General features: G+C 72.3%; 20 protein-coding genes. 9 read left to right on the top strand and 11 right to left on the bottom strand.

From position 1 onward, the window contains the following. Nucleotides 1-29 precede the first annotated feature (29 nt). Nucleotides 30-1,769 (top strand): pyridoxal phosphate-dependent aminotransferase, encoded by a 1,740-nt coding sequence (locus B1H29_RS25315; RefSeq protein ID WP_055416749.1) that lies wholly within the window; start codon nucleotides 30-32, stop codon nucleotides 1,767-1,769. A gap of 16 nt (nucleotides 1,770-1,785) precedes the next feature. Here B1H29_RS25315 and B1H29_RS25310 read toward each other — a convergent pair whose 3' ends face one another. Further along, nucleotides 1,786-3,219 carry a family 43 glycosylhydrolase gene (locus B1H29_RS25310; protein ID WP_055416750.1) on the bottom strand — a complete coding sequence of 478 codons (1,434 nt, stop codon included), beginning with the start codon at nucleotides 3,217-3,219 and terminating at the stop codon, nucleotides 1,786-1,788. Next, nucleotides 3,201-4,169, bottom strand: coding sequence for an arabinan endo-1,5-alpha-L-arabinosidase (locus tag B1H29_RS25305; RefSeq protein WP_055416751.1), 969 nt, complete (start codon nucleotides 4,167-4,169; stop codon nucleotides 3,201-3,203). The genes B1H29_RS25310 and B1H29_RS25305 overlap by 19 nt, the downstream gene beginning before the upstream one ends. A 260-nt stretch (nucleotides 4,170-4,429) precedes the next feature. Here B1H29_RS25305 and B1H29_RS25300 point away from each other — a divergent pair, with 260 nt between their 5' ends. After that, nucleotides 4,430-5,995, top strand: coding sequence for a substrate-binding domain-containing protein (locus tag B1H29_RS25300; RefSeq protein ID WP_055416752.1), 1,566 nt, complete (start codon nucleotides 4,430-4,432; stop codon nucleotides 5,993-5,995). Nucleotides 5,996-6,071: 76 nt separating this feature from the next. On the opposite strand, the gene B1H29_RS25295 is transcribed toward B1H29_RS25300, so the two are convergent. Further along, nucleotides 6,072-6,893 (bottom strand): alpha/beta fold hydrolase, encoded by an 822-nt coding sequence (locus B1H29_RS25295; RefSeq protein WP_055416753.1) that lies wholly within the window; start codon nucleotides 6,891-6,893, stop codon nucleotides 6,072-6,074. Nucleotides 6,894-7,346: 453 nt separating this feature from the next. Beyond that, nucleotides 7,347-8,000, bottom strand: coding sequence for a DUF4360 domain-containing protein (locus tag B1H29_RS25290; protein ID WP_055416754.1), 654 nt, complete (start codon nucleotides 7,998-8,000; stop codon nucleotides 7,347-7,349). 214 nt (nucleotides 8,001-8,214) lie between these two features. Here B1H29_RS25290 and B1H29_RS25285 point away from each other — a divergent pair, with 214 nt between their 5' ends. Continuing rightward, complete coding sequence (locus tag B1H29_RS25285) at nucleotides 8,215-10,977, top strand: beta-galactosidase (RefSeq protein ID WP_055416755.1); 2,763 nt, start codon at nucleotides 8,215-8,217, stop codon at nucleotides 10,975-10,977. Between the two features lie 12 nt (nucleotides 10,978-10,989). On the opposite strand, the gene B1H29_RS25280 is transcribed toward B1H29_RS25285, so the two are convergent. From B1H29_RS25280 to B1H29_RS25260, 5 genes are read right to left on the bottom strand one after another with little or no spacing between them, the layout of a single operon-like run. Next, a complete protein-coding gene (locus tag B1H29_RS25280) occupies nucleotides 10,990-12,495 on the bottom strand; it encodes an alpha-N-arabinofuranosidase (protein WP_055416756.1) in 1,506 nt (501 codons plus the stop codon). A gap of 57 nt (nucleotides 12,496-12,552) precedes the next feature. Further along, nucleotides 12,553-13,524, bottom strand: a complete 972-nt coding sequence (locus tag B1H29_RS25275; RefSeq protein ID WP_079160447.1) for an arabinan endo-1,5-alpha-L-arabinosidase — start codon at nucleotides 13,522-13,524, stop codon at nucleotides 12,553-12,555. After that, the gene (locus B1H29_RS25270; RefSeq protein ID WP_055416757.1) at nucleotides 13,521-14,384 is read right to left on the bottom strand and encodes a carbohydrate ABC transporter permease; all 864 of its coding nucleotides are present in this window, start codon (nucleotides 14,382-14,384) and stop codon (nucleotides 13,521-13,523) included. The genes B1H29_RS25275 and B1H29_RS25270 overlap by 4 nt, the downstream gene beginning before the upstream one ends. Further along, on the bottom strand, nucleotides 14,381-15,322 hold the full coding sequence (locus tag B1H29_RS25265; RefSeq protein ID WP_055416758.1) for a carbohydrate ABC transporter permease: 942 nt from the start codon (nucleotides 15,320-15,322) through the stop codon (nucleotides 14,381-14,383). Before B1H29_RS25265 ends, B1H29_RS25270 begins: the two co-directional genes overlap by 4 nt. Beyond that, nucleotides 15,319-16,677 carry an extracellular solute-binding protein gene (locus tag B1H29_RS25260; protein ID WP_055416759.1) on the bottom strand — a complete coding sequence of 453 codons (1,359 nt, stop codon included), beginning with the start codon at nucleotides 16,675-16,677 and terminating at the stop codon, nucleotides 15,319-15,321. Before B1H29_RS25260 ends, B1H29_RS25265 begins: the two co-directional genes overlap by 4 nt. 249 nt (nucleotides 16,678-16,926) lie before the next feature. Here B1H29_RS25260 and B1H29_RS25255 point away from each other — a divergent pair, with 249 nt between their 5' ends. The 5 genes from B1H29_RS25255 (at nucleotide 16,927) to B1H29_RS25235 (ending at nucleotide 22,583) form a co-directional block, all read left to right on the top strand. Next, nucleotides 16,927-18,162, top strand: a complete 1,236-nt coding sequence (locus B1H29_RS25255) for a DUF6545 domain-containing protein (protein WP_055416760.1) — start codon at nucleotides 16,927-16,929, stop codon at nucleotides 18,160-18,162. 91 nt (nucleotides 18,163-18,253) lie between these two features. Continuing rightward, on the top strand, nucleotides 18,254-18,775 hold the full coding sequence (locus B1H29_RS25250; RefSeq protein ID WP_055416761.1) for a hypothetical protein: 522 nt from the start codon (nucleotides 18,254-18,256) through the stop codon (nucleotides 18,773-18,775). Further along, nucleotides 18,772-19,956, top strand: coding sequence for an MAB_1171c family putative transporter (locus B1H29_RS25245; RefSeq protein ID WP_055416762.1), 1,185 nt, complete (start codon nucleotides 18,772-18,774; stop codon nucleotides 19,954-19,956). Before B1H29_RS25250 ends, B1H29_RS25245 begins: the two co-directional genes overlap by 4 nt. Before the next feature lie 31 nt (nucleotides 19,957-19,987). After that, nucleotides 19,988-21,190: an MAB_1171c family putative transporter gene (locus B1H29_RS25240; protein WP_055416763.1), complete on the top strand. Its 1,203-nt coding sequence runs from the start codon at nucleotides 19,988-19,990 to the stop codon at nucleotides 21,188-21,190. Next, entirely contained in the window at nucleotides 21,180-22,583 is a 1,404-nt protein-coding gene (locus B1H29_RS25235) for an FAD-dependent monooxygenase (protein WP_079160446.1), read from the top strand. The genes B1H29_RS25240 and B1H29_RS25235 overlap by 11 nt, the downstream gene beginning before the upstream one ends. A gap of 166 nt (nucleotides 22,584-22,749) precedes the next feature. Here B1H29_RS25235 and B1H29_RS25230 read toward each other — a convergent pair whose 3' ends face one another. Beyond that, nucleotides 22,750-23,694, bottom strand: a complete 945-nt coding sequence (locus B1H29_RS25230) for an SMP-30/gluconolactonase/LRE family protein (protein WP_432280070.1) — start codon at nucleotides 23,692-23,694, stop codon at nucleotides 22,750-22,752. A 56-nt stretch (nucleotides 23,695-23,750) separates the two neighbouring features. Further along, nucleotides 23,751-24,524, bottom strand: coding sequence for an IclR family transcriptional regulator (locus B1H29_RS25225; protein WP_055416764.1), 774 nt, complete (start codon nucleotides 24,522-24,524; stop codon nucleotides 23,751-23,753). 139 nt (nucleotides 24,525-24,663) lie between these two features. Here B1H29_RS25225 and B1H29_RS25220 point away from each other — a divergent pair, with 139 nt between their 5' ends. Continuing rightward, entirely contained in the window at nucleotides 24,664-25,257 is a 594-nt protein-coding gene (locus tag B1H29_RS25220; RefSeq protein ID WP_055416765.1) for a hypothetical protein, read from the top strand. The last annotated feature ends 7 nt before the right edge of the window (nucleotides 25,258-25,264 follow it).

Below are 25,264 nucleotides of genomic sequence, written 5' to 3'. Positions count from 1 at the left end.
GCGCGGGCCGCCCACCTACGGAGGTCCACTTGTCCGGCAACGTCACCTCGTTGTTCCGCAGCACCGCGGCGCACAGCCCGTCGATGGCGGCGCTGACGCGGGAGAGCGGCGAGGCGGCGGGCGGCGGGCCGGTGGACTTCTGCATTCCGTGCAACCCGTACTTCCCCACCCCGGCGATGTTCGACGAGATGGCCGGCCGGCTGCGCGACATCATCACGTACTACCCCAGCAGCGCCGACACCATCACCGCCGAGCTGTGCAGTCTGCTCCAACTGCCGCCGCAGTGCGTGGCGATGGGCAACGGCTCGACGGAGCTGATCACCTGGATCGACCATCTGCTGGTCCGGGAGTCCCTCGCCGTCCCCGTCCCCACGTTCGGCCGGTGGACCGACCAGCCCATGGAGACCGGCAAGCGGGTCGACATGTTCCCGCTCCAGGAGTCCGGCGGCTTCGCCCTCGACCTCGCCCGGTACGCCGAGTTCATCCGGGCCCGCGGCACCCGGGTCGCCGTCGTCTGCAACCCGAACAACCCCGACGGCGGCTATGCGCCCAAGCAGGCGCTGGTGCGGTTCATGGACGCGATGGCCGACCTGGACCTGGTCGTCGTCGACGAGTCGTTCCTGGAGTTCGCCGACGCGGAGGCGGAGCCCAGCGTGGTCCAGGAGGCGATGCTGCGCCCCAACGTCGTCGTCCTGCGCAGCCTCGGCAAGAACTTCGGGCTGCACGGCATCCGCTTCGGCTATCTGGTCGCCAACCCGGCACTCGCGGGCAGGGTGCGCGCCATGCTGCCCAAGTGGAACCTCAACTCCTTCGCGGAGCACGTGGTGTTCATGCTGCGCGACCATGGCCCGGAGTACGCGCGAAGCCTGCACCAGGTCCGCCGCGACCGCCTGGAGATGGCCGGCCAGTTGTCCGCGCTGCCCGGCCTGACCGTCTACCCGTCCCAGGGCAACTTCCTCTTCGTGCGCCTCCCCGTGGGCGCCGAAGGCACCGTCGTCCGGGACCGGATGCTCACCGAGCACCGGGTCCTGGTCCGTGAATGCGGCAACAAGATCGGTTCCTCCAGTCGCTTCCTGCGTCTCGTGGTGCGCCCCCAGGCGGACGTGCGTCGCCTGGTGTCCGGCCTGGAACAGGTGCTCTACGGGTCCGGGAGGGGAGCCGCCGTGCCCGAGCCCGCCAACGGAACCGGCTACAGCTCGGGCACGGCGGCGGTGGACCGCCTGATGAGCGAGACCAACGGGGCCGGCCTGCGGGGGATCGCCGCCGGTGCCGGTGCCCCGGGGCTCGCCGCCGCTCCGGCCACCGGCACCGGCACCGGCACCGGCACCGGCATGCCGCTGCCCGCCGCGGTGCCCGCCGCCCCGGCGGCGGCGGCCATCGGCCCGACGCCGGTACCGACGGCACCCCCGCAGGCCCCGCAGGCCCCGCAACCGGCGCCGGTCCCCCAGCCGGCGCCGTACCCCGGGCCGGTGCCGGTCCCCCACCCGGCACCGGCCCCACAGCCCATGGCGGCCCCGTACCCGGCCCCGGCCCCGGTGGCGCCGGCCGCCGCGGCGGCCCCGTACCCGGTGCCGGCCGGCCCCGTCCCGGCCGGCCCCGTCCCGGCCGGCCCCGTCCCGGCCGGCCCCACCCCGCCCGGTGTCCCGGCCCGCGGCGGCCTCACGGCCGCCCAGGTCCGGGGCACCAACGGCCTGGAGTCGGTCCCGGCGACGGGCCGGCCGGGACCGCAGGGCTGGCCGAACGCGGCGGGCATGAGCCGGACGGGGTGAGGGCGCGGACGGTGCTTCAGACCGGGTTCAGCCGCCACTGCTGGCAGGCGTTGCCCAGCCACGTCCACTGCCGTACGTCGGCGGAGTCCGCCGTCGAGCAGTCCGCGACGTCGGCGACCTTGCCGGTGGCCTGGTTGACGATCCGGACGTGACCGCCGTCGGTCGCCAGGAACCGGAACCGCTGGCAGGTGTTGTCCAGCCAGGACCACTGCCGCAGGTCGGCCCCGTCGGCGGCCGAGCAGTCGGCGGTGTCCAGCACCTTCCCGGTGGCCACGTTGACCAGCCGGTGGGTGTCGTCCCCGAGATCCTCCAGGCGCCAGCGCTGGTTGGCGCCGCCGTTGCAGGAGTACTGCGCCACGCCGGCCCCGTCCGCGGGCGAGCTCCCGGCCACGTCCAGGCATTTGCCGCTGTTGCGGTTGGTGACCGTGTAGGTGGTCGAGACGGCCGTCGGCTCGCCCGAGGGTCCGGGCATGCCCGCCCCGAGCCGGACGGGGGTGCCGAGGTTCGGAGTGCCGTCGGCGTTCCAGGTGAACTTCTGCGCCCGCGCCGTACGCCCGTTGTCGCAGCCCTCCGAGGCGGCGTCGTTGGCGTGGTAGACGATCCAGCTCTCGGATCCGTCGGGCGAGGTGAAGAAGCCGTTGTGCCCGGGCCCGTAGACGCCGTTGCCGTCACTGCGCTGGAAGAGCGGCGTCGGCTTCTTCGTCCAGGAGGACGCGGAGACCGGATCGGCCCCGGTCAGTTCGAGCTGCCCCAGCTTGTAGTCGGGGGTCCAGCAGCCGCCGGCGGAGTAGACCAGGAAGGTCCGTCCGCCCCGTTGGAGGATCTCCGGTCCCTCGTTGACCGGGGCGCCCGAGCGTTCCCAGGCGTACGTCGGCCTGGAGACGGTGGTGAAGGAGGAGGAGACCGTGTACGGGTTCGACATCCGCGCGGCGACGATGTTCTGCGTCCCGTCGTGCGTGCTGCCGAAGAGGTACAGCCGCCCGTCGACCGTCGCCACCGTGGGGTCGAGCATCCAGGCGGAGTTGAGCTGCCCCCGGTAGGTGTACGGCCCCATGGGGTCCGGGCCGGCGCTCTCCAGGACGTGGCTGCGCTGGGTCGGGTTGTAGTCGGAGACGTTCTGGCCGGCGACGTAGTACAGGTACCAGCGGCCGTTCAGGTAGTGCAGCTCGGGCGCCCAGATGTTGCAGCACCGGGACGCCGCGTCGCCCCGCCACACCTGCACGCTGGGCGCGGTGGCGAGCCCGCCGAGGGTGGGCGATCTGCGGACGGTGATGACGTCGGTCCAGCTCGTCGACACCATGTAGTAGCTGCCGCCGTGGTAGGTGATCCAGGGGTCGGCTCCCTTCTGCGCCTTGACCGGGTTGGCGAAGGTGGCCGCGCTCGCGGTGGGCTGCCCGAGCGAGAGGGCGAGCAGCAGGGCGGCCAGCAGGGTCAGTAGGCGACGGGCCATCCGCTGCTCCAGTTCAGGAGGTTGATGCCGAGCTTGGGGGTGCCGTTGTCGTTGCCGTCGTAGTAGTGGTAGACGATCAGGTCGCCGTCGACGTCGTTCATGATCGACTGGCCGCCGGGACCGATGACGCTGCCGTGCGACTCGAGCACCGGCGTCCCGCCGTTGTTCATCATCGAGACGCCGTTCCTGTCGTAGTACGGCCCGGTGACGCTGGTCGCCCGGCCGACCTTGACCTTGTACGTGGAGCTGGTGCCGGCGCAGCAGGTGTCGTACGAGGCGAAGAGGTAGTAGTACCCGTTCCGCTTGACGATGTACGGGGCCTCGACGGCCTTGGTCCCCGACGGGCGCGAGGCGAGGGAGCGGCGGGCGGTGTCCGAGGCGAGCTGCTTCCCGGTGGACGGGTCGATCCGGATCATCTTGATGCCGGTCCACCAACTGCCGAAGGACAGCCACCACTTGCCGTCGTCGTCGACGAAGAGGTTGGGGTCGATGGCGTTGTAGTCGCTGGAGGAGCCGGAGGTGTAGACGACGCCGTAGTCGCTCCAGCTCCCCGGCTGCCCGGTGGTGGAGCCGGCGAGGCCGATGGCGGAGGTGTTGCTGCCGAACTTCGAGACGGAGTAGTACATCAGGTACTTGCCGCCGTGGTACGAGATGTCGGGCGCCCAGGCCTCCGGGACGGAGGAGTACCGGGACCACCAGCCCGGCCGGGACCCGAAGGCGTCGGCGCCGGCGGCGAAGGCGGTGCGGTCGGAGGACGTCTTGCTGCTGATGCCGCCGCCGGTGGCGTAGAGCTGGTACTGCCCGGACGAGGTGCGGATCATCGTCGGGTCGTGCGTGACGACGGAGCCGGTGACCCGGCCGGGGCCGGGGTAGGCCGACGCCGTGGTGGGGACGAGGGCGAGCAGCGCGGCGGCGGGGAGGGCGAGGAGGGCGATTCTCTTGCGGCTCATGGGGGACGCTCCTGTTCTGCATTTCGAACAACGATCGCCTTTTCGGACGGGAACGTAGAATCGAACCCCTTGCGCGTCAATGGCCCGCGCAGCAACGGCAACCAACGTCCGGAAAACAGCACGTTTCACAGGTGACGTGCCGATGAATTCCTGACGGATGCTCAGCACGGCCCCGGCCGCCCGGTCCTCCCCGCGACAACATGGCCTCCCCATCGATGTGCGTCCGCCCCGAGTCGGAGGCCGGAAGTCGGGAGTCGGTCATGAACGGTGTTCCGTGGGAGTCCGTGCTCGCGGTGCTCGGCCTCGCCGTGCCCGTGGCCGCCGCCCTGTGGGAGTTCTTCCTGGCGGGCCGCAAACGACTCGGCTACCGCGTGCAGATGGACACCAGCGCCCGGGACTCGGCCACTTCCTCCGGACCGGAGGCCGGAATGCTCCAGCGGATGCAGTGGGACGGAGCCGATCTGCGCGACCCCTCGGTCGTCCTGCTGCGCATCGAGAACGTGGGCTGGACCCCGATAGTCGAGGAGGACTACGTGGCTCCGGCCAACGACGCGGTGGGCATACGCGTGGCGTTCCCGGGCCGCCGCGTGGTCGGCATGGTCGTGACGGAGTGCAGCCACACCGTGCTGCGCGACTTCTTCGCGCCGGGAACGCCGGGCCTCGGGGCCACGGACGGTGTCATCAGGCTGCCCAAGGTGAAGCTCAACCGCCGGGCGCACTACAAGGTGCTGGCGGTCCTGGACCGCGTCCCGGACTTCACCGGTACCGACTTCCCCGACCCGGAGGTCACCGCGGGCGTCGTCGGCGGGGTGCGCGGCGGGACCATAAAGAGGACCGAGTACTACCCCTTCGCCTCCCGGCCGGTCCGCTGGCTCCTCGCCGCCCTCGTCCTGGTGAGTGTCGCCCAGTCCGTGTCCACCTTCGCCCGGGGCGATGACACCGTGGCCGCACCGCTGGACTGCGCCGAGGGCACGCTGCACCTGTCGGGTTCCACCGCGTTCCAGCCGGTCCTGGAGCTGGCCGCCGAGCAGTACACGAAGACGTGCCCGGACGCCCGGATCCCGCTGACCGGCAGTTCCTTCGAGGGCAGCGTCCCCGGGCTGGACACGCTCGCCGCGGCCGGGGAAGAGGCCGAGCCGGAGGACGGCGAAGGGCTGGGCGACCGGCTGTCGTTCAGCGACGGCCCCAAGTCCGACGGCCGCCCGCAACTGCTTCCCAGGCCCGTCGCACTCTCCTTGTTCACCCTGGTCGTGAACGAGGACACCGGCGTCCAGGACCTGTCCCTGAAGCAGGTCCGGGAGATCTACGCCGGGAAGATCACCAACTGGAAGCAGGTGAACGGCAACGACCTGCCCGTCCAGCTCGTCAGCCGCAACCCGGGATCCGGCACCCGCACCACCCTCCAGCGACAGGTGCTGGACGACCGCCCCCTCCTGGCGGTCACGACGAGTGACTGCCGGAGCCTGGACACGAGCAGGGCCGGCCGCTGCGAGGTCGCCGGCACCCCGTCCCTGCTGGACACCGTCGCATCGACCTCCGGCGCGCTCGGCCACAGCGAGGTCGGCGCCGCCACCGCCCACGAGGGCGTGCGGCAGGTCCGCATCGACGGCTACCCCGCGACGCTGGAGGGCGCCGACCAGGGCGCCTATCCCTACTGGGAGACGGAGATCGCCTACACCTACGGCGAACCGCCGGCGGACTCCATCGCCGCAGGCTTCCTGCGCTACCTCGCCAACGAGGTCGGCAAGGACATCATCCGCTCCCGGAGCCACCGCCCCTGCTCCGAGCTGGACAAGCCGCTGCTGTGCCGGCCCAGCGGGTCGTGACTCCATCGCACGGCCGCCGCACCGGGCGCAGCCGAGGCACGGCTGACTGCGGGCACCTGACCGCGTACGACACCTGTCAAACGCGTGACGTGGTCTGTGTCTCGACATCGCGCCAGAAGGCGCTGACACGTGCGTTGAACGTGTCGGGGACCTCCTGGAATGGCTGGTGGGCCTCTTGGTTCATTACTTCGAATCGGGCACCCGGAATCCGCTCAGCGACGATGCTTCCATAACGCGGAGGCAGGAGGATATCGATCTCGCCGGCCAGTACGAGCGTAGGCACTGTGATCTCGTGCAGGCGGTCCAGCGTGTCGTGCGCCAAGAATGCGGCAACCTGGCGGTGAAATGCCTCGGTTGACTGGGGGTGCGCGAATTCCAATGCCTCCTCGATGATCTGCTCCACTGTGCCGTCCTCATGGGCGCGGGGGGTGTAGATCCACAGGAAGAACGCCTCGAGCATGGCGCGCTCGTCCGGAGCGGCTTCGGCCATCCAGTGGAAGAAGCGGAGCAGGGACCGGAAATACTCGTCCGCACGAGCGTAGGTGCTCATGAGAACGAGACTGCGGACCAGCTCTGGGTGAGCGAGCGCCATCTCCTGTGCGATGGCGGATCCTCCGGAGAAGCCGGCGACGTGGGCGGCCGGAATATCGAGCGCGCGCAGCACGGCAGCCGCGTCGTCGGCCATCATGGCCACGGAAAGCTGTCCCGCGGGCAATCGGGTGCGCCCCGCTCCGCGATTATCGAATGCGGTGAGCCGGTAGCGATCGCTGAGTCCGTCGAGTTGTGGCTGCCACGATTCGGCGGGGTCACCCAGCCCCCCGATGAGCAGGACGTCCGAACCCCGCCCCTGACGATGGACCCAGATCTCGGTACCGTCGGCATTCAACCACTCGCCCATTGCCAGGCCTCCCGAACGGCATCTCGCTGGCCGTCGTTACTTACCGTGTGCCGGCAATGATCGTGTCGGTGCGGTCGGGCATGACTGCTCGACACGCCGAGCAGCGGGGACGGGTTCATGACCCAGCGGCGGGTGCGCTCGGTCTCGGGACCGGGCCGTGCCCGTGTTCGTCGAGGGGCCCCGGCAGCCGCACGCCGGGCCGCGGCGGCCCACTACGGGACGCGGATCGGACGGCGGGTCGTCGTCGTGTGGGCGGGGCTGTGCCCTGGCCGGCGGCGGGAAGCGGCCGGCCAGGGCACGCCGTTCGCCGAGGATCCGGCGCTACCGAGGAGTGCGCGGACGGGCTCGAAGAGCGTGGGCTGTCCACCCGCTGACGCCGCTCACGGCACGGGTGTGGCCGTGGTGGCCCGTCCCGCTACCGGCACCCGCGGCCACGCCCGCCTCGGTCACCGGTCAGGACTCGGGGCACTCCTTCCACGCCAGGTGGTACACCGTGCTGATGTCCCCGTCCGTCGAGTCCATCGTCATGAAGCTCACCTTGGCGGGGTCGGACGTCCCCGTGCTCACCCGCAGCTCCGTGTTGATGTTGAAGTTGCGCTGGACCCCGCAGGGCGCCCACACCAACTGGGCCCAGTCGGTGGTGTCGGTGGCCTGCCAGTTGTCGTTGAGCGGGCCGCTGAAGGGGTGGGTGCGGTACTGCGTGTCCGGGGAGCCCTGGAAGTAGTAGGAGGCCCGTTGGGTGCCCTGCGCGCCGGGCTGGAGGGCGGCGAAGCCGCGGTAGTCCGCGCTGGCCACGGCGTAGGTGAAGCCCTGCGGGACGTGGACGAGCAGGTTGAGCTGGCAGTTCTTGCGGAAGTCCGTGGGGCTGGACCCGCCGCCCGCCTGGGCGAGGTATTCGCTGTAGGTGACGGTGAAGGCGGTGTTGTCCTCGGAGACGGCGACCGCCGCCGTGCCCTGCGGGCATCCGGAGCCGTTGACCGTGGCGACGTCGATGACGATTTTGTCCGGCGGCGGGTCCTCGAACCCGCCGGAGGGCTGGTGCTGCGCGGGCAGCGCGGAGGTGAGGAGCGCGGCGATCGTGCCGCTCAGGAGCAGGCCGGTGGCCATGGGTATCCCGTCCCTGTCAGTGGGGGGTGGATGTAGTTGAATGCGTCTGACATGCACGTCTGTTGTGCACATGTCAGACACGAAACGGTCGCATCGTATGCGTCCCCCAGGGACGCGAACAGAGGGAACTCCGGCCATTTAACGCATCACCGCGTCCTTGTGGAGAATGGCCCGGCAGCGCAGCACGAGAAGTACGGCAACAGGAGAGGCTCCCTTGGAGCTCAGCAGGCTCAGCAGACGAGCGTTCAACGCCCTCGCGGGCACCACCGTCCTCGGCCTCGCGCTCGGCGGCAGCGTGAGCAGCCAGGCGCTGCCCCGCTCCGGCGCTCGCGGCCCCGTGCCGACCGGACCGCCGCCCGGGCCGCCCGGCGCCGACGGCGTGCCCCACCGGGTCGCCCTGGACCGGTACTCCCTGCTGATCGACGGCAGACGTCTCGCGCTGTGGTCCGGCGAGATGCACCCCTTCCGGCTGCCGAGCCCGTCCCTGTGGCGGGACGTGCTGCAGAAGATGCGGGCGTACGGCTACAACGCGGTCAACGCCCGCCTGGCCTGGAACCAGCACTCCCCCGCCCCCGGCGAGTACGACTTCTCCGGTGTCCGCGACCTGGACCTGTTCCTGCGCACGGCCGCCGAGACCCGCATGTACGTCGTCCTCCAGCCCGGCCCGTACATCGGCGCGGACGTGGACGCGGGCGGCCTGCCCGGCTGGCTGACGGCCACCGGGGCCCGGGCCCGGACCCTCGACCCCGCGTACCTGCGCCACGCCGACGAGTGGCTGAGCCGCGTCAACGCCGTCGCCGCCCGGCACCAGTACACCAGGGGCACCGGCACGGTCCTGCTCTACCGGGTCGACGCCCCGCGGCGCGCCCGCCTGACCCGCCTGCACGACAGGCTGCGCGCCGACGGGATCGAGGTGCCCCTCCTGCACGCCGACACCCCCGTCCCCTGGGGAGAGGCGGAGCGGACCCGGGACGCCGCCGAGGCGCGGCGGGTCCACCTCACCCACCTCGCGGACGGGACCACGCTGCACAACGTCCGCACGGCGTTCGGCGGCACCTCGTGGGGCTGGTCGGCCGCACCGTCCGCGCCCACGCCCACGTACGACCCCACCGCGGCGATCGACGAGGCCCGCAGGCCGACGGACCGGCTCGCCCCGCTCCACCAGCTCGGGCAGCTCCTGCGCCACGTCCCCGACTTCACCCGGCTGGAGGAGGCGCCCGAGGTCAGAGCCGCGGACGCCCGCATCCGGGTGCGGCACCTCACCAACCCGGACACGGGCACCCACGCGTACGTCGTGCGCAACGACTCCGCCGCCGACGTCACGTCGACGCTGCCGATGGGCGGGACCGACGTGGAGGTCACCGTCCCCGCCCGGGACGCCAAGCTGTTCGCCACCGGGCTCCACCTGGGAGCGGGCCGGAAACTGGCGTACGCCACCGTGCAGCCCATGATGTCCCTGAGCGTCGGACGGCTGGACATCGCCGCCTTCGTGGGCCGGGCCGGGGAGCAGGCGCACCTGGTACTGGACTGCCCGGACGAACCGTGGCCGACCCGGCTGGACGAGGAGGCCGCCTGGGTGTACGACCACGGCGAACTGCACATCACGGTGCCGCTCGGCGAGGACCGGGTGACCCGGGTGCGGATCCGCGGCGCGGACACCGAGCGCACCACCCTGCTGCTCTTCGCCGACGACGCCGCCTCGCTGCGGCTGTGGCCGTACGAGACCCCGTCGGGCCGCGTCCTCGTGCACGGCCCGGCGCTGCTGCGCGACGTCGCCCTGGACGGCGCCACGATCCGGCTGACCGGTGACACCGTCGGGGAGCACGGGCTGGAGGTGTGGGCACCGCGCGGCATCACCCACGTCACCTGGAACGGCGACGCGGTCCAGGCGTCCGTCGGCCGCGCCCAGAGCCTGATGTCCGTCTGGCCGCTGCCCGGCGTGCCCGAGCTGGTGCTGCCCGCGCTCGACGGCTGGCGGCGCCGCGCCGAGAACCCGGAGTCCGCCCCCGGCTACGGCGACTCGGGGTGGACGGTCGCCGACCGGCGGACGTCGTACAGCACGACCCCGGTGCCCGAGGGGCAGCCCGTGCTCTTCGCCGACGACTACGGCTTCCACTACGGCGACGTCTGGTACCGGGGCAGGCTCGGCGGCGCCGCCGGCCTGGAGTCGGTGTCCCTCGCCTACAGCACGGGCGCGCGCGGGATGCTGATGGCCTGGCTGGACGGGGAGCCGCTGGGCACGCACCGCATGGGCCGGGAGGACGACGGGGGCAAGGGCACGTGGAGCGCCACGGCCGGATTCCGCCTGCCGGAGGGGCTGCGCCAGGCGCTGCGGGAGAAGGCGCGAAGGCGGCCCGACGCCGGTGGCGCCCCCGTCCTGTCCGTCCTGGTCCGGCGCACCCAGCACGGCCAGGACGACCGCAAGGCGGCCCGCGGACTGACCTCGGTCGCCTTCGAAGGGGCGTCGCCGGAGGTGGAGTGGCGCATCCAGGGCGCCGCCGCGCCCGACCCCGTGCGCGGACCGCTCAACCACGGCGGGCTGTACGGGGAGCGGTGGGGCTGGCACCTGCCCGGGTACGACGACGACGGCTGGGAGCCCGCCTCCTTCCCCCGGCGAGACCGGCGCCAGGGCGTGACCTGGTACCGGACCGCCTTCCGGCTGGACGTCCCGCCGGGCATCGACGCCTCGGTCGGGCTCGTCCTCGACGACGACCCGGACCGCGACTACCGCGCCCAGGTCTTCCTCAACGGCTGGAACATGGGCGAGTACGTCAACGGCCCGGCGGGCTCGCCGCACACCTTCGTCCTGCCGAACGGCATCCTGCGCACCCGTGCCGCCGCCAACACCCTGGCCCTCGCGGTCCTGGCCGGCGGCGACACGGCGTCCGGGCCCGGGTCGGTACGGCTCGAGCCGCTGGGCGGCGCGGCCGGCGGGGTGCCGGTGGAACCGGTCGCCTCCCCCGGTCGGCGCCGCTGACCCCGGCCGGCCTCAGCGCAGCCGGATCACGTTCCAGGACAGCGGCTCCAGTACGGCGCTCAGCCCGCCGTCCCGCAGCGCCGTGCCCGCGACCGGGTGCGGGACGACCCGCTCGGGCTCGGCGAGCGTGTTGCGGGCGTCCGGGTCGGCGTCCGCCAGGGCGCTGTGCTCGACGACCTCGGTCAGGTGCAGGCCGCTCAGGGCGACGTCCAGCGGCAGCGACTCGGTGCGGGAGCGGTTGACGGCGAAGACGGTGACCGAGCCGTCCTCGGCGCGCACTGCGGTGGCGTGCAGCAGGTCGGCCTCGCCGTACTTCCTCGTCTCGTACGTCGGCGAGTCCACCCGGACGTCGAGGACCTCGCCGCGGCCGTACTTCGAGGCCTGGGAGAAGGGGAAGAAGGTCGTCTGGCGCCAGGCCGGGCCGCCCGGCTCGGTCATGATCGGGGCGATGACGTTGACGAGCTGGGCGAGGCAGGCGACGGTGACGCGGTCGGCGTGCCGGAGCAGGGCGATGAGGAGCGAGCCGAAGACGACCGCGTCCATGACGCTGTAGTTGTCCTCCAGCAGGCGGGGCGCCTCGGGCCAGTCCAGGGCGCTCACCTCCGCCTGGGTCTTGGCCATGTACCAGACGTTCCACTCGTCGAAGGAGAGGTTGATCTTCTTCTTCGACTTGAGGCGGGCGCCGACGTGGTCGCAGGTGGCGACGACGTTCTCGATGAACGACTCCATGTCCACGGCGGAGGCGAGGAAGGAGTCGACGTCGCCGTCGTGCGGCTCGTAGTAGGCGTGCAGGGAGATGTGGTCGACCAGGTCGTACGTCTCCTGGAGGACCGTCGCCTCCCACTCGGCGAAGGTCTCCATGGACTGGCCGGAGGAACCGCAGGCGACGAGTTCGAGGTCCGGGTCGATCTGGCGCATGGCGCGGGCGGTCTCGGCGGCGACGCGCCCGTACTCCTCGGCGGTCTTGTGGCCGGTCTGCCAGGGGCCGTCCATCTCGTTGCCCAGGCACCACAGCCTGATGCCGAAGGGGTCCTTGTCGCCGTGCTCGGCGCGGAGGTCGGACAGCGCCGTGCCGGAGGGGTGGTTGGCGTACTCCTGGAGTTCCAGGGCCTCGGCGACGCCGCGGGTGCCGAGGTTGACGGCCATCATGGGTTCGGCCTGGGGGCCGACCTTCTTGAGGAAGGCGATGTACTCGGACAGGCCGAAGCGGTTGGTCTCCGTGGAGCGCCAGGCCAGGTCGAGGCGGCGGGGGCGGTCCTCCACCGGGCCGACCGAGTCCTCCCACTTGTAGCCGGAGACGAAGTTGCCGCCGGGGTAGCGGATGGCGGTGACGCCGAGTTCCCGGACCAGCTCCAGCACGTCCTGGCGCAGGCCCGCGGCGTCGGCGGTGGGGTGGCCGGGCTCGTAGATGCCGGTGTAGACGCAGCGGCCGAGGTGTTCCACGAAGGAGCCGAAGAGGCGGGGGTTGACTTCGCCGGTGGTGAAGGCGGGGTCGAGGGTGAAGCGGGCGGTTCGCATGTCTGCCTTTCCAGAGGTTCGCGTGTGTCCGCGGGTTCGTTGTGGCCGGCCGTGCCGCTAGGAGACCTTCGGCCAGCCGTCCTTGGCCCAGGTCAAGGCGTTCAGCCCGAGCTTGGGCGTGCCTTCGTCCTCGGCGTCGTAGTAGTGGTACGCCAGCCAGTCCCGGCCCCGGTCGCGGAAGACCGACTGGCCGCCCGTGCCGATGTAGCGGCCGTGGCCTTCCAGGAGGAGGTCGCCGCCGCCTTCCAGCATCGGGGTGCCGGTGCTGTCGGCGTACGGGCCCCTGATGTCCGTGGACCTGCCGACCTTGATCTTGTACGTGCTGTCCACGCCCGAGCAGCACGCGTCGTACGACGCGAAGAGGTAGTAGTGGCGGCCGTGCTTGACGATCTCCGGGCCCTCGACGGCGTACGGCTCGTCCGGGCGGGTGGCGAGGTGGTGGACCTCCGCGTCCGCCACGGCCTTGCCGGTGTGCCGGTCCAGCTCGACCATGCGGATGCCGCTCCAGTAGGAGCCGAAGGACATCCACAGGCGGCCGTCGGCCCGGATGATCGCCGGGTCGATGGCGTTCCAGGTGTCGGTGGTCTCGGAGGAGAAGACCTTGCCGTGGTCCGTCCAGGTGCCGGGCAGACCCGTGCGGGAGGTGGCGACGCCGATCGCCGAGTGGTTGGTGCCCCAGGAGGAGACGGCGTAGTAGAGCCAGTAGCGGCCGGCGCGGTAGGAGAGGTCGGGCGCCCACGGGTCGCCGGTGTCGTTGTACTCGTACCACCAGCTCGGGGGCTCGGCGAAGGCGTTGCCCGCGTCGTCCCAGTGTCTGCCGTCCTCGGAGAGGCGGGCGCCGATGACGCCACCGGTGGAGTAGGCGACGTAGCCGCCGCCCTTGAGGCGCGTGACGGTGGGGTCGTGGATGATCCGCTGGCCCGTGACGGGGCGCGGGTCGGGGTAACTCCCCGCCGCCTGCGCCGCATGGGGCAGCAGGGCCAGCAGGGATGCCGCCGCGACGGCGGTGAGGGTCCTGCGCAGGGTCACTGTCCCGCCAATCCCGTGTGGGCGACGCCCGCCACGATCTGCCGCTGGAAGAAGACGAAGACGATGATCAGCGGCAGTCCGGCCATGAGGCCGCCGGCCATGAGCTGGGCCCACTGGATGCCGTAGGAGTTCATGACGGTCGCGATGCCGTTCGGCATGGTCATCAGGTCGGGGTTGTTGGTGACCATGTAGGGCCACAGGAAGTTGTTCCACGAGCTGATGAAGGTGAAGATGCCGACCGCCGCGAGGGAGGGGCGGGAGAGCGGCACGATGATCGTGAAGAAGACGCGCCAGCGGCCCGCGCCGTCGATGAAGGCGGCCTCCTCCAGTTCACGCGGGATGCCCTGGAAGAACTTGTAGAGGATGTACACCATCGCGGCGGGCGCGCACTGCGGCAGGATCATGCCCCAGTACGTGTCGACCATCCCCATCTGCTGGACGGTGGTGAACAGCGGGACGCCGAGCACGGCCGGGGAGATCATCAGGCCCGCCATCACCACGCCCATCAGCACCCCCTTGCCCCGGAACTCGGTGCGGGCGAAGCCGTATCCGGCCAGCGCGCTGACCAGCAGCACGACCGTCGTCACGCAGACCGACACGACGAGGGAGTTGACGAACCAGTTGGTGATGTTGCCGGTCTCGAACAGGGCCGTCCACGCCTGGCCCGTCCAGTCCTCGGGCAGCCAGTGCGTCGGCACCTCGACGGCCTCGGTCTCCGACTTGAGCGAGGTGAACAGGGCCCAGGCGAGCGGGGCGAGGAAGACCGCGGAGACCGCCGTGCCGAGGAGCGTGAGCACGATCTGGCCGGTCGACCAGGCCTTGCGGGGCCTGGTCCGCGTCGGTGCTGCGGCGGTGGTCATCGGCCGCCCTCCTCACGGTTGCGCAGCAGCCACATCCGGGCGAGGGCGACGGCCGCGATGAGCACGAAGAAGATGATGGAGATCGCGGAGGCGTAGCCCACGCGGTAGCTGGTGAAGCCCTGTTCGAGGGTGTACTGCACGAAGGTGCGGGTGGACTCCTCGGGGCCGGGCCCGAAGTCCTGCATCACGACGGCCTGGTCGAAGACCTGGAGCGAGGCGAGGATCTGCAGGGCGACGACGAGACCGGTGATGTTGCGCAGCATCGGCAGCGTGATGTGGACCATGCGGTGCCAGGCGTTGGCGCCGTCCAGCTTGGCGGCCTCGTACAGGTGCGGGGGGATGCCCTGGAGTGCGGCGAGGTAGAGCAGGAAGCTGAAGCCGACCGTCCACCACAGCGTGGTGATGACGACCGCGAGCAGCGCGTACGACTTGTCGGTCAGCCACGGCGTCTCGATGCCGAGGACGTGGTTCACCATGCCGGTGCCGGGGTTGAACAGCCACTGCCACAGGTTGGCGGCGACGGTGGACGGCAGCAGGAACGGCATGAAGAAGCACAGCCGCCACAGCCACTTGCCGCGCTCGATGTGGTGGGCGAGCATCGCCAGCAGGAAGGCGAGGACGGTGATGCAGGGCACGACGAGCAGCGTGAAGTACGCGCTGTGGCCGAGCGCGTCCCACATCAGCGGGTCCTGGAGGGCCTCGCGGTAGTTGTCCAGGCCGATGAAGCTCGCGCCGTCGCCGGAGATGTTGGCGTCCGTGAAGCTCAGGTAGAGGCCGCGCAGCAGGGGCCAGACGACGAAGAGCGCGAACAGGGCGAGGAAGGGGGCGACGAACCAGCCGCCGTGCTGGAAGCCCTGCCTGCGGCGGAGGGTGGCCGTGCCCGCGGCGGCCGTCGCGCGCGCCGGGCGGATGATCGTTTCAGCGCCGGCCGTCGTCATGCGACCGCACCTCCCTGCGCGGCGGTGTGGCCGTCCATGGGGTTCTTCGTGCCGAGCAGGTCGGTGAGCGCGCCCTTCATCCGGCGGGCGGCGGCCTCGGGCTTCGCCGAGCCCATCGTCGAGGAGACGACGACCGGGCCGACCCGCTGGGCGAGGATGCCGGTGGAGCCGGCGAACCACACCTTGGGCTCGGTGGCCTGGTGGTCCATCGCCCCGACGTACTCGCTCTGCGGGGTCAGCTCCTGGTAGGCGGCCGTGGACAGGGTCGGCGTGTAGGCCGGGATGTGTCCGCCGGCCGCCCACTGCCGGGCGTGTTTGACGACGTAGGCGGCCAGCCGGTGCGCGGCCTCGTTGGTGGCGCCGCCGCGGCCCGCCTGGTGCGGGAGTACGAAGGAGTGCGACTCGGCGTGGGTCGCCTGCTTGCCGAAGACGGGCGGCAGCGGGGTCGCGCCGTAGTCGAGCTCCGCGCCGGAGAAGACCGGCACCGACCAGTTGCCCTCCCACGCGAAGGGGGCTCCGTTGACGAACTGCTCGGCGCCCGCGCCGCCTCCGAAGCCGGGGTCGACGTACCCGTCGGCGACGTGCCGGCGCAGGAACTCCAGGACCTGGGTGGCCTTGTCGGTGTCGAAGGTGACCTCGGTCTTCTCCGCGTTGAACCAGGTGCCGCCGAGCTGGGTGTAGAAGGCGACGAAGAACCACCACTGGAAGTTCTGGTCGTTGTGCCACATGCCGATGGTCTGCAGACCCTTCTCGGTGGCCTTCCTGGCCTCCTTCAGCACGTCGAACCACTCCTCGGTCGACGTCACGGGCACCATCCGCCCGTCGGCGCCGAGCAGGCCCGCCTTCTTCAGCACGTCCCTGCGGTAGAAGCAGAGCTGGACGTGGATGTCGAGCGGGAGGGCGTAGAGCTTGCCGTCGATGACGGCGCGCTTCCACAGCTCGGGGTTGAAGTCCGCCTCCTTGACGCCGTACTCGGCGAGCAGGCCGACGTCCCAGGGGTCCAGGAGGCGGCCGGGCGAGAAGCCGGTGACGCGGCCGAGGTGCATGACGCCGAGGTCCGGTGCGCGGTTGCCGGCGGCCGCCATGGCGAGCTTGGTGTAGAAGGGGCTGCCCCACTGGAGGGTGGAGTCCTGCACGTCGATGCCGGGGTTGTCCTCACGGAAGGAGTCCAGCATCGCGATCATGTTGTAGCCGTCGCCGCCGCTGAAGAGGTTCCAGTAGCTCACGCGGGTGTCCGCTCCGGAGGCGAGCGCGTCGGCGCCCGTTCCCAGGGCCGCGAATCCGAAGCTGCCCGCGACCGTCAGGCCGCCCGCCGCGGCCAGAAAGTGCCTGCGATCCAGGCCAGGTCGTCCCATGCCCTGCCCTATCTGTTCAAGGTGTGCTCGATACCGGATGTTCGATATATCGGATAGTGCTCGTAACTTCGAACGGGACCGTAGGTGGGGGACGCCGACACGTCAATGGTTCGGACAAGAACCCGGGGCAGGACTTTCCGCGCGCCTCCACCGCATGACGCGGACACTTCCCTCCGCGTAGGCTCGAACGGCCTTGAGTACGGCCTTGAGTACGGCGGTGTGTCCGAGCGTGGGGGGTGGGGGACGACGATGCGGTCCGCGGACGCGGCCATGGGTCCGGCCACGTTCCTCAGCGAGTTCTACACGTCCTTCTGGTGGATCCCGGCCGCCGTCCTGGCCGCCGCCCTGGCGATCAAACTGCCGACGATCATCCGGCTGTGGAAGGACCCGCTGCTGCGCGCGGTCGGCGGCCTGCTGCTGCTCGCCTGCGCGGTGTTCGTGTTCGTCGCGCCCTCGACCATCGTCTGGGTCAACCGCGTCACCGGCGTGCCCAACATCTCGGCGCCCTGGGTGTACTCGCTGCTCACCGCGTTCTGCGGCTCCTGCCTGTTGCTGATCATCGCCTGGCGCGACGGCCTGTCCGAACGCTCCGCCCCGACGCGCCGGGCCACCCGCTGGGTCGTCTCCGCGTACGGGAGCGTGATCGTCGCGCTCTGGGTGCTGTTCGCCCTCGCGGACGTCCCCGTGGAACGCACCCGGGACCTGGACACGTACTACGCCAACACGCCGTTCATGCGCGAGGAGATCCTGCTCTACCTCGTCGCGCACACCACCGCCGTGCTCATCACCTCGAAGCTCATCTGGAACTGGATCCGCACCGGCGGGTTCGACGCCTGGCTGCGCTGGGGCCTGAGGTTCCTGGGTGTCGGCTACGCGCTGAACCTGGCCTTCGACGCCGCCAAGCTCACCGCCGTCACGGCCCGCTGGACCGGCCACGACCTGGACTGGCTCAGCCTGGACGTGGCGCCGGCCCTGGCCTGTCTGTCCGCGGTGTCGATCGCGGTCGGCTTCATCCTGCCGCACGCCGGGCAGTACCTGCACGAACGCCGGCGGATCCGCCTCGCCCACCGCCGACTGCGGCCGCTGTACCGGCTGATGCGGACCGTCAACGGCTCCGGGGTGCCCTTCGTCCTGCGCGCCAGCCCCGAACTGCGCCTGACCCGCCGCGAGACCTTCATCCGCGACGTCCTGCTGCCGCTGGCCCGGCGCACCGACGAACGGCTGGGCGAGCGGTCGTACGCCGCCGCCCTCGGCCTGGGCTTCCCCCCGCAACGGGCGAGGGCGCTCGCCGGTGCGGTGGTGATCCTGGACGCGGTCGAGGCCGGGCCCCGCGCCGACGGCGGCGACGACGGCCACGACCCCGACACCACGGACCTGCTCCGCGAGATCGGGGCCGTCTCGCGCGCCCTGCGCCACCCCGACGCGATCCGGGACGTCCGCGCCCGCGCCGCGGCACCCGGCGACACCGTGGCGGTCACCGAGTGACCCCGCCGCACACGGAACTGGCCCGGACGGCACCCGTCTTGGCATATTGCACAGGTGACCGAGCAACACCCAGGGGAACAGGGAGACAGCGGTGCGTACCAGGAAGGAGATGCGTCGTCTCGCTGACGCCCTCATCGACCCCATCCGGGTGCCGGTCCCGGCGGACCCCGAGGTCCTGTTCGACGCGCTCGTCGCCTCCGTCAGCGCGTGGCGGGGACGCGAGGTGGTCGTCCACCGCGCGGCGTTCCCGCCGCACACCGCGAGCGGGCTGTGGCTGGAGCGCGAGAGCCACGACGACGTGGTGGTGGACGAGCGCGCCGCCGTGTGGCACCAGATCGTGATCCTCTGCCACGAGGTGTGGCACATGAGCCGCCGGCAGGCGGAGACGGACGCCGGCCCGGAGCCCCGGCCGGTCGCGGCGCGCACCGACTTCTCCCTGGCCGAGGAGCAGGAGGCGGACCGCTTCGGCATGCTGATGGGGCGCCGGCTGCGCACCTGGCTGGAGGCCTCCACCGACTCGGTGTTCGCCGCGGAGGGCGGCGACCCCGACGACCCGCAGGACCTCGCCGGACGCATCGGGGCCGCGCTCAACTACCGCGGGACGACGAGATGAACAGCCTGATCAACTACGTGAGTTGCGGGGCGCTGTGGCTCGGCCTGGTGGTGAAGGCCCCCGATCTGCTGCGCCACCGCCGCGATCCGTACCTGCGCGCCATCTGCGCCGTGCTGGGGCTGGCCGGGCTCTGCTTCCTGCTGGGCGCGCCGCCGACCGTCGGCGCCGTCAACCGGCTCAGTGGTGTGCCCAACCTCGCGGCACCGCTCACCTACGCGGCGATCACCGGGTACTGCGCCGCCTCCCAGGTCCTCGTCGTCCACTGGCGCGGCGGGCCCCGGGTGCACCGCACGGCACGCCGCTGGGCACTCGCCTACGCCGCCGTGGTCCTCGGCATCGCGGTGACCTTCGCCCTCGGTGACGCTCCCGTGGAGCGCCGCACCGACCTGGACACCTACTACGCGACGACCCCGTTCATCGCCCACATGATCGTGTTGTACCTGGTCGCGCACCTCGTCGCGGTGACCGTCACCACGGTGTCGTCGCTGCGCTGGGCGCGCCGGGTGCGGGGCGGGCTGCGGGCGGGCCTGACGCTGCTCGGCGTCGGTTCGCTGTGCGGTGCCGGTTACAGCGTGGCCAAGCTGGCGGCGGTGGCGGCCAGTTGGTCCGGGCGCGACTGGTCGGCGCTGGGCACCGCCTTCTCCCCGGCCGCGGCCGGTCTCGGTGCCCTGCTGATGGTCGTCGGGGTACTGGTCCCGCTGGTGACGCCCCGGGTGAGCGAGTGGCGGCGGGCCCGGCGGACGTACGCCCGGCTCGAGCCCCTGGAGCGGGCGCTGGACGATGTGCTCACCCGCCGGGCGCTGCGGCTGCCCCGGCCCCGGTTCGCCTCCCCCACCACCCGGCTGGTGTGGCGCCAGACCAGCATCCACAACGCGCTGAGCCACCTGGACGCCTACTTCGACCGGGACCTGTACGACCGGGCCCGCACCGGTGCGCTGGCGGTGACGGACGATCCGGAGCGGGCCGAGGCCGCCGCCTGGGCGGCGGTGATCACCGCCGCCCTCCGGCACGAGACACAACCGGCGGGGGCTGCCCCGCCGCCCGGCGGCACCGGTCCGCTGCCCGGCCGGGTGCCGGGCCCGGCCGCCCTCGGCCGGATTGCCGACGCGCTGGGCCGCACCGCGCCGCCGGTGCCGGCCGCCGCCGTGCCGAGCGGTACGACCACGGCGGGCACCTCGTGAACCGGGGCCCGCGCGTAAGGAGTCTGCCGGTATGAGCCTCGTCGTGTACCTGGCGGCCCTGGTGTTCGGGATGACCTCCGTACTGCTGTTCCGCCGCCCGCGCACGGCCATGCGGAACCCGCTGACCCAGTCCACCTGCGCGGCGATCGTCCTCGGCGCCCTGGTCTTCGTCTGCGCCGCCCCGGCCACCCTCGCCACCGTCAACGAGCTGACCGGCGTCCCCAACTTCGGGGCCCCGCTGACCTACGGCATGCTCTCCGCGTATAGCTGCGCCGTGCTCGTGCTGCTGATCAACTGGCGGGGCGGTTCCCGCGAGCGGGTGCGGCGCATGGTGCTGCGCACCATGGCCGCCTACGGTCTGCTGGTGGTCGCCATCGTCGTGCTGTTCGCGCTCGCCGACGCGGACACCGAGCGGCTGACCGACCTCGACACGTACTACGCCGGAACCCCGTTCATGCGGGAGATGATCCTGCTGTACCTGCTCGGGCACACCGCGGCGATGCTGGTGATGTGCGCCGTCTGCGTCAAGTGGGGCCGCGAGGTGGGCGGGCTGCTGCGGGCCGGACTGCGGCTGATCCTGCTGGGGGCCCTGCTGGACGTGGTCGGGTTCCAGCTCACCAAGTACACGGCGGTCGTCGCGCGCTGGTCGGGGCACGACCTCGACTTCCTGTCCACCACGGTGGCCCCGCCGATGGCCTCGCTGGCCGCGCTGCTGTGCTCGGCCGGCTTCGCGCTGCCCAGGCTGCTGCCCCCCGTGGTCGCCCACTGGCGGGGGCTGGGCGACTACCGGCGGCTGGATCCGCTGTGGTCGCTGGTGAAGTCGGTCTCCACCGCCCCCAAGCCCCCGGCCTCCTGGTGGCAGCTCCCGCAGGCCCGGCTCCAGTGGCGCGAGGTGTCCATCCACGACGCCCTGCTCGCCCTCGCGCCGTACTTCGACCACCGGGTCCGTGAGCGGGTGCGGGACACCGCCCTGGGCGCGGGCCGCTCCCCCCACGAGGCCCGGCTGGCGGCCGAGGCGGCCATGCTCGCCGACGCCGCGCGCCGGGCCGTCGCCGGCGAGGAACCGCCCGAGACCCCGGGCACCTACCGTCTGCACGCCACCGAGGTCTTGGGCCCCAGCGGGCTGGTGGAACTGGCGCAGACACTCGACCGTCCGCCCGCCGCGTCCGGTGGTGCGGTGCCGTCCTCCAGGACCGGACCCATGGCAGAACCCGAGGAGCCCCATGTCGCGTAGAGCTGTCGTCATCGGTGCCGGCCTGGCCGGGATGCTGGCCGCGTCCGTGCTGTCCGGCGCGGGCGTGGAGGAGGTGATCGTGCTGGACCGCGACGAGCTGCCCGAGGGACCGGAGCACCGCCGGGGGCTGCCGCAGGGGCGGCACGCGCATCTGCTCATGGCCGGGGGGCTGACCGCCATGGAGGAGCTGGTACCGGGCGTGAGCCTGCGCAAACGGCTGCTCGCCGCCGGAGCCCACGAGATATCCCTCAGCTCGGGCATGCTGGCCCGCACGCCCGAGGGCTGGCTGCGGCGGTGGCGGCGCGAGGGGCCGGTCATGCTCACGTGCAGCCGGGCACTGCTGGACTGGACGGTGCGGGCGGCGGTGCTGGAGCACTTCCCCATCGAGGTCCGCAGGGCGGCGGCGGTGGGGCTGACGGGCTCCGCCGGTCGCGTGCGGGGGGTGCGCGTCGCGGCCGCCGGCGGGGACACCGATCTCGACGCGGACTTCGTCGTCGACGCGAGCGGGCGCGGCACCCGGGTCGTCACCTGGCTCGACGGGCTCGGTCTTTCCGGTGTCCGGGAGCGCACCGTGGACTCCGGGCTGGTCAACGCGACGCGGATCTACCGGGTCCCGGAGGGCGCGGAGCGGTTCCCGCTGACGATCGTGCAGTCCGACCCGTACGTGTCCCGGCCGGGGCGGAGCGCGATGGTCCTGCCGATCGAGGACGACCGGTGGATGGTGAGCTGCGGCGGCACGCGCGGCGGTGAGCCGCCGGCGGATCCGGAGGGCTTCCTGCGGTACACGCTCGACCTGCCGGACCCGATCGTGGGGCGGCTGGTCTCCGGCGCGCAGCCGCTCACCGACGTGCATCTGAGCCGGTCGACGAGCAATGTGCGGCGCTATCTGGAGAAGTCCGCCCGGTGGCCCGACGGTTTCGTCGTCCTGGGGGACGCGCTGGCCACCTTCAACCCGGCGTACGGGCACGGCATGTCGGTGGCCGCGTTCGGCGCGCGGGTCCTCGGCCGGGAGCTGGAGCGGGCCGGCGGACTCGGCGTGCCCGGTCTCGCCCGGCGGGTGCTGCGGGGCGCGGCGCGCTCGGCGGACCCGGCGTGGTCCATGGCCGTCGGCCAGGACGTCCTGTACCCGGGGGTGCGCGGCGGACGGCCGGGCGTCGCCGACCGCGTCGTGACGGCGTACACGCGGCGCATGACGAGGGCGGCCACGGGCTCCTTCGCGGCGGCCTCGGCGATCTGGGACGTCACCAGCATGCGCACACCCCCGGCCCGCATGTTCCACCCGGGCGCGGTCCTGGCCGCCCTCACCGGCTCCCCGCTCGCCCCGCTGACCGGGCCGCCGCTGACGCCGGGTGAGCGGGAGGTGCTTCGACGGCTGGACCGCACGGGCGGGTGAGGGAGCGGGCGGACGCACCCCCGCGTCCGCCGCACCGCTCGGGCGGACGCACCCCAGCATCCGCCGCACCGCTCGGGCGGACGCACCCCCGCGTCCGCCACCCCGCTCGGGTGGGCCGAAGGGCGCGGTGTCTCTCGGTCGCCCCGATCCGGACGGCAGGCCCTGACTAACCCGCGAACGCCGGCTGGGCCACCCCGCGGCCCGCGTCCGGCACCACCAGTACCGAGCCGGCCAGCGGGTGCGGGTCCGTCAGTCCCACCCGGGCCGTGGTGATGTACAGGTCGGTCAGGCCCGGGCCGCCGAAGGCGCAGGCCGTGACCCGGGGGACGGGGAGCGGGATCACCCGGTCCAGCGCGCCGGACGGCGTGTAGCGGCGTACCGCGCCGCCGTCCCACAGGGCGACCCACACACAGCCCTCGGCGTCGACGCAGAGCCCGTCGGGGAAACCGGCGCCGTCCTCGACGGTGGCCAGGGGGCGGCGGCCCGTGATCCGGCCGTCCGCCGGGCCGGTGCCGCAGACGTCGAAGACGTCGACACGGCGGGTCGGTGTGTCGACGTAGTACATCAGCCGGCCGTCGGGGCTCCAGCCGGTGCCGTTGCTCACCGACACGTCGTCCAGTACCGGCGTGACCGTGCCGTCCCCGCCGACCCGGGACAGCGTGCCGCCGCCGGGTGCCTCGTCGTAGCGCATGGTGCCGGCCCACAGCGAGCCGTCGGGGGCGACGGCTGCGTCGTTGGCGCGGCGGCCGGGGACGGCCTCCCGGTGCAGCCAGCGGAAGGTGTCGTCGGGGTCGAGCAGGCCGATCCCGTCCCGCAGGTTGAGGACCAGGCCGCCGCCCGCGCGGGGCTTGACGGCGCCCACGTGCTGGTCGGTGCGGCGGACCGTGCGCCGCCCGGTCGCCGGGTCGTAGGTGTGGACGCGGGAGTTCAGGATGTCGATCCACAGCAGGCGGTTCGTCGCCGGGTCCCAGGTGGGCCCCTCGCCGAGCGACGCCTCCGCCCGGACGGCCACCTCGAACGCCGTGCCGGCCGACCCGTACGCAGTGCCGACCACGTCGTGCGAGGTGCCGGCCGCTGCCGTACCGCGCTTCGCCGTACCGTGCTCCGTCATGCCCTGTTCCGTCATGCCGTGCTCCGTCGTGCCGTGCTCCGTCGTGCCGTGCTCCGTCATTCCGCGCTCCGGTGGCCGAGGCGCTCGGAGAGGTCGGCGGCGCCCTTGACGGCGAGCTGCTCCAGCTCGGCGAGGCGCTCCTCGCTCCAGCGGATCATGGGCACGGAGATCGACAGGGCGGCGACGACCCGGCCGGTGCGGTCGCGGACCGGGGCGGCCACGCAGGAGACGTCCGGGTTGGACTCGCGGCTCTCCACCGCGATGCCGCGTTCGCGGATCCCGGCCAGGGCCTCGCGCAGGGCGGCCGGGTCGGTGATGCTGTTCGGGGTCATCGCGGTCAGCTCGGCGCCGTCGGGGAAGCGCGCGGCGACCTCCGGTTCGGGAAGGGAGGCCAGCAGCATCTTGCCGACAGAGGTGCAGTGGGCGGGCAGCCTGCGTCCGGCCGCCGACACCATGCGCACCGCGTGCGTGGAGTCGACCTTGGCGATGTAGATGACGTCGGTGTCCTCCAGGATCGCCACGTGCACGGTCTCGTCGCAGGTCTCGGCGACGGTCCGGGCGACCTGCTGGCCCTCGGCGGCGAGGTCGAGGTGCTCGGCGTAGCGGGCGCCGAGCTGGTACGGACGCACGCCGAGGCGGTACCGTCCGGGCTGCCCGGTCACCGGGACGATGTACTTGCGGGCGGCGAGCGTGGTGACCAGCTCGTGCACGGTGGTGCGCGGCAGTTGGAGCCGGCGCACGATGTCGGGGGCGGAGAGCGTGCCGTCCCCGTCGAGGAAGAGCTCCAGTATGTCGAGAGCCCGGGTCACGGCTGGTACGAGGCGTCCCATGTCCCGCCCCCTCCCTAAATTGTTCGAGATTTCAACAGGCGATCGGGATAGCGAACACAGGCTACTCATATCGCGTTTGCCGGGGCAATGGGCGTGCGCCCCCGTGCCGCGCGCTTCCCCCCTGGGCGACCATGTCTCCATGCCCACCGGAAAGCGGCCCACCGGCCCGTTCACCCGGCGCGACTTCCAGCTCGTGCTGCTGCGCCGCATGGCCGACCACAACCCCGGCCCGGTGGAGGACGCCCGCCGCGAGCTGGGCGCCTCGCTCGCGGAGATGCGGGAGGCCAACCGTCGCTGGCAGGCGATGCTCCGCTCCCCGCGCTCCCGCTCGGCGGCCTCCCGGTACCGCTCGGTTCTGGGTGAGCCCGAGTCGGCGGCCCCCCGCCGGATCGGCGACCTGGAGTGCGAGGCCCGGCAGTGGGCGCTGCCGCTCTGGCCGGACCTGCGCTTCGAGGTGCTCGTGGCCGACCACGGCGTCGTGTGGAACGAGTGGCTGGTCCGCGCCCCCGGCGCCGGGGCACCGCGGCTGCGCACCCTGGACGACCTCACGCCCTGGTCCTGCACGGTCGACGAGGCGGCCCGCGCCTTCCCGCCCGCCCGCCCGCTCCAGGGCTCGGCGCCCACCCGGTGGGGGCTGGCCCTCACCGCCCCGGACGCGCGGGGACACCGCCACGAGGTCGTCGCGGAGTTCACCTGGGGACTGCTCCAGCGGACGGCGGTCAGCGACCGCTAGTCGTCCG

The organism is Streptomyces pactum, assembly GCF_002005225.1.
GTDB lineage: Bacteria > Actinomycetota > Actinomycetes > Streptomycetales > Streptomycetaceae > Streptomyces > Streptomyces pactum_A.
This window is presented reverse-complemented; position numbering and strand designations above follow the sequence as displayed.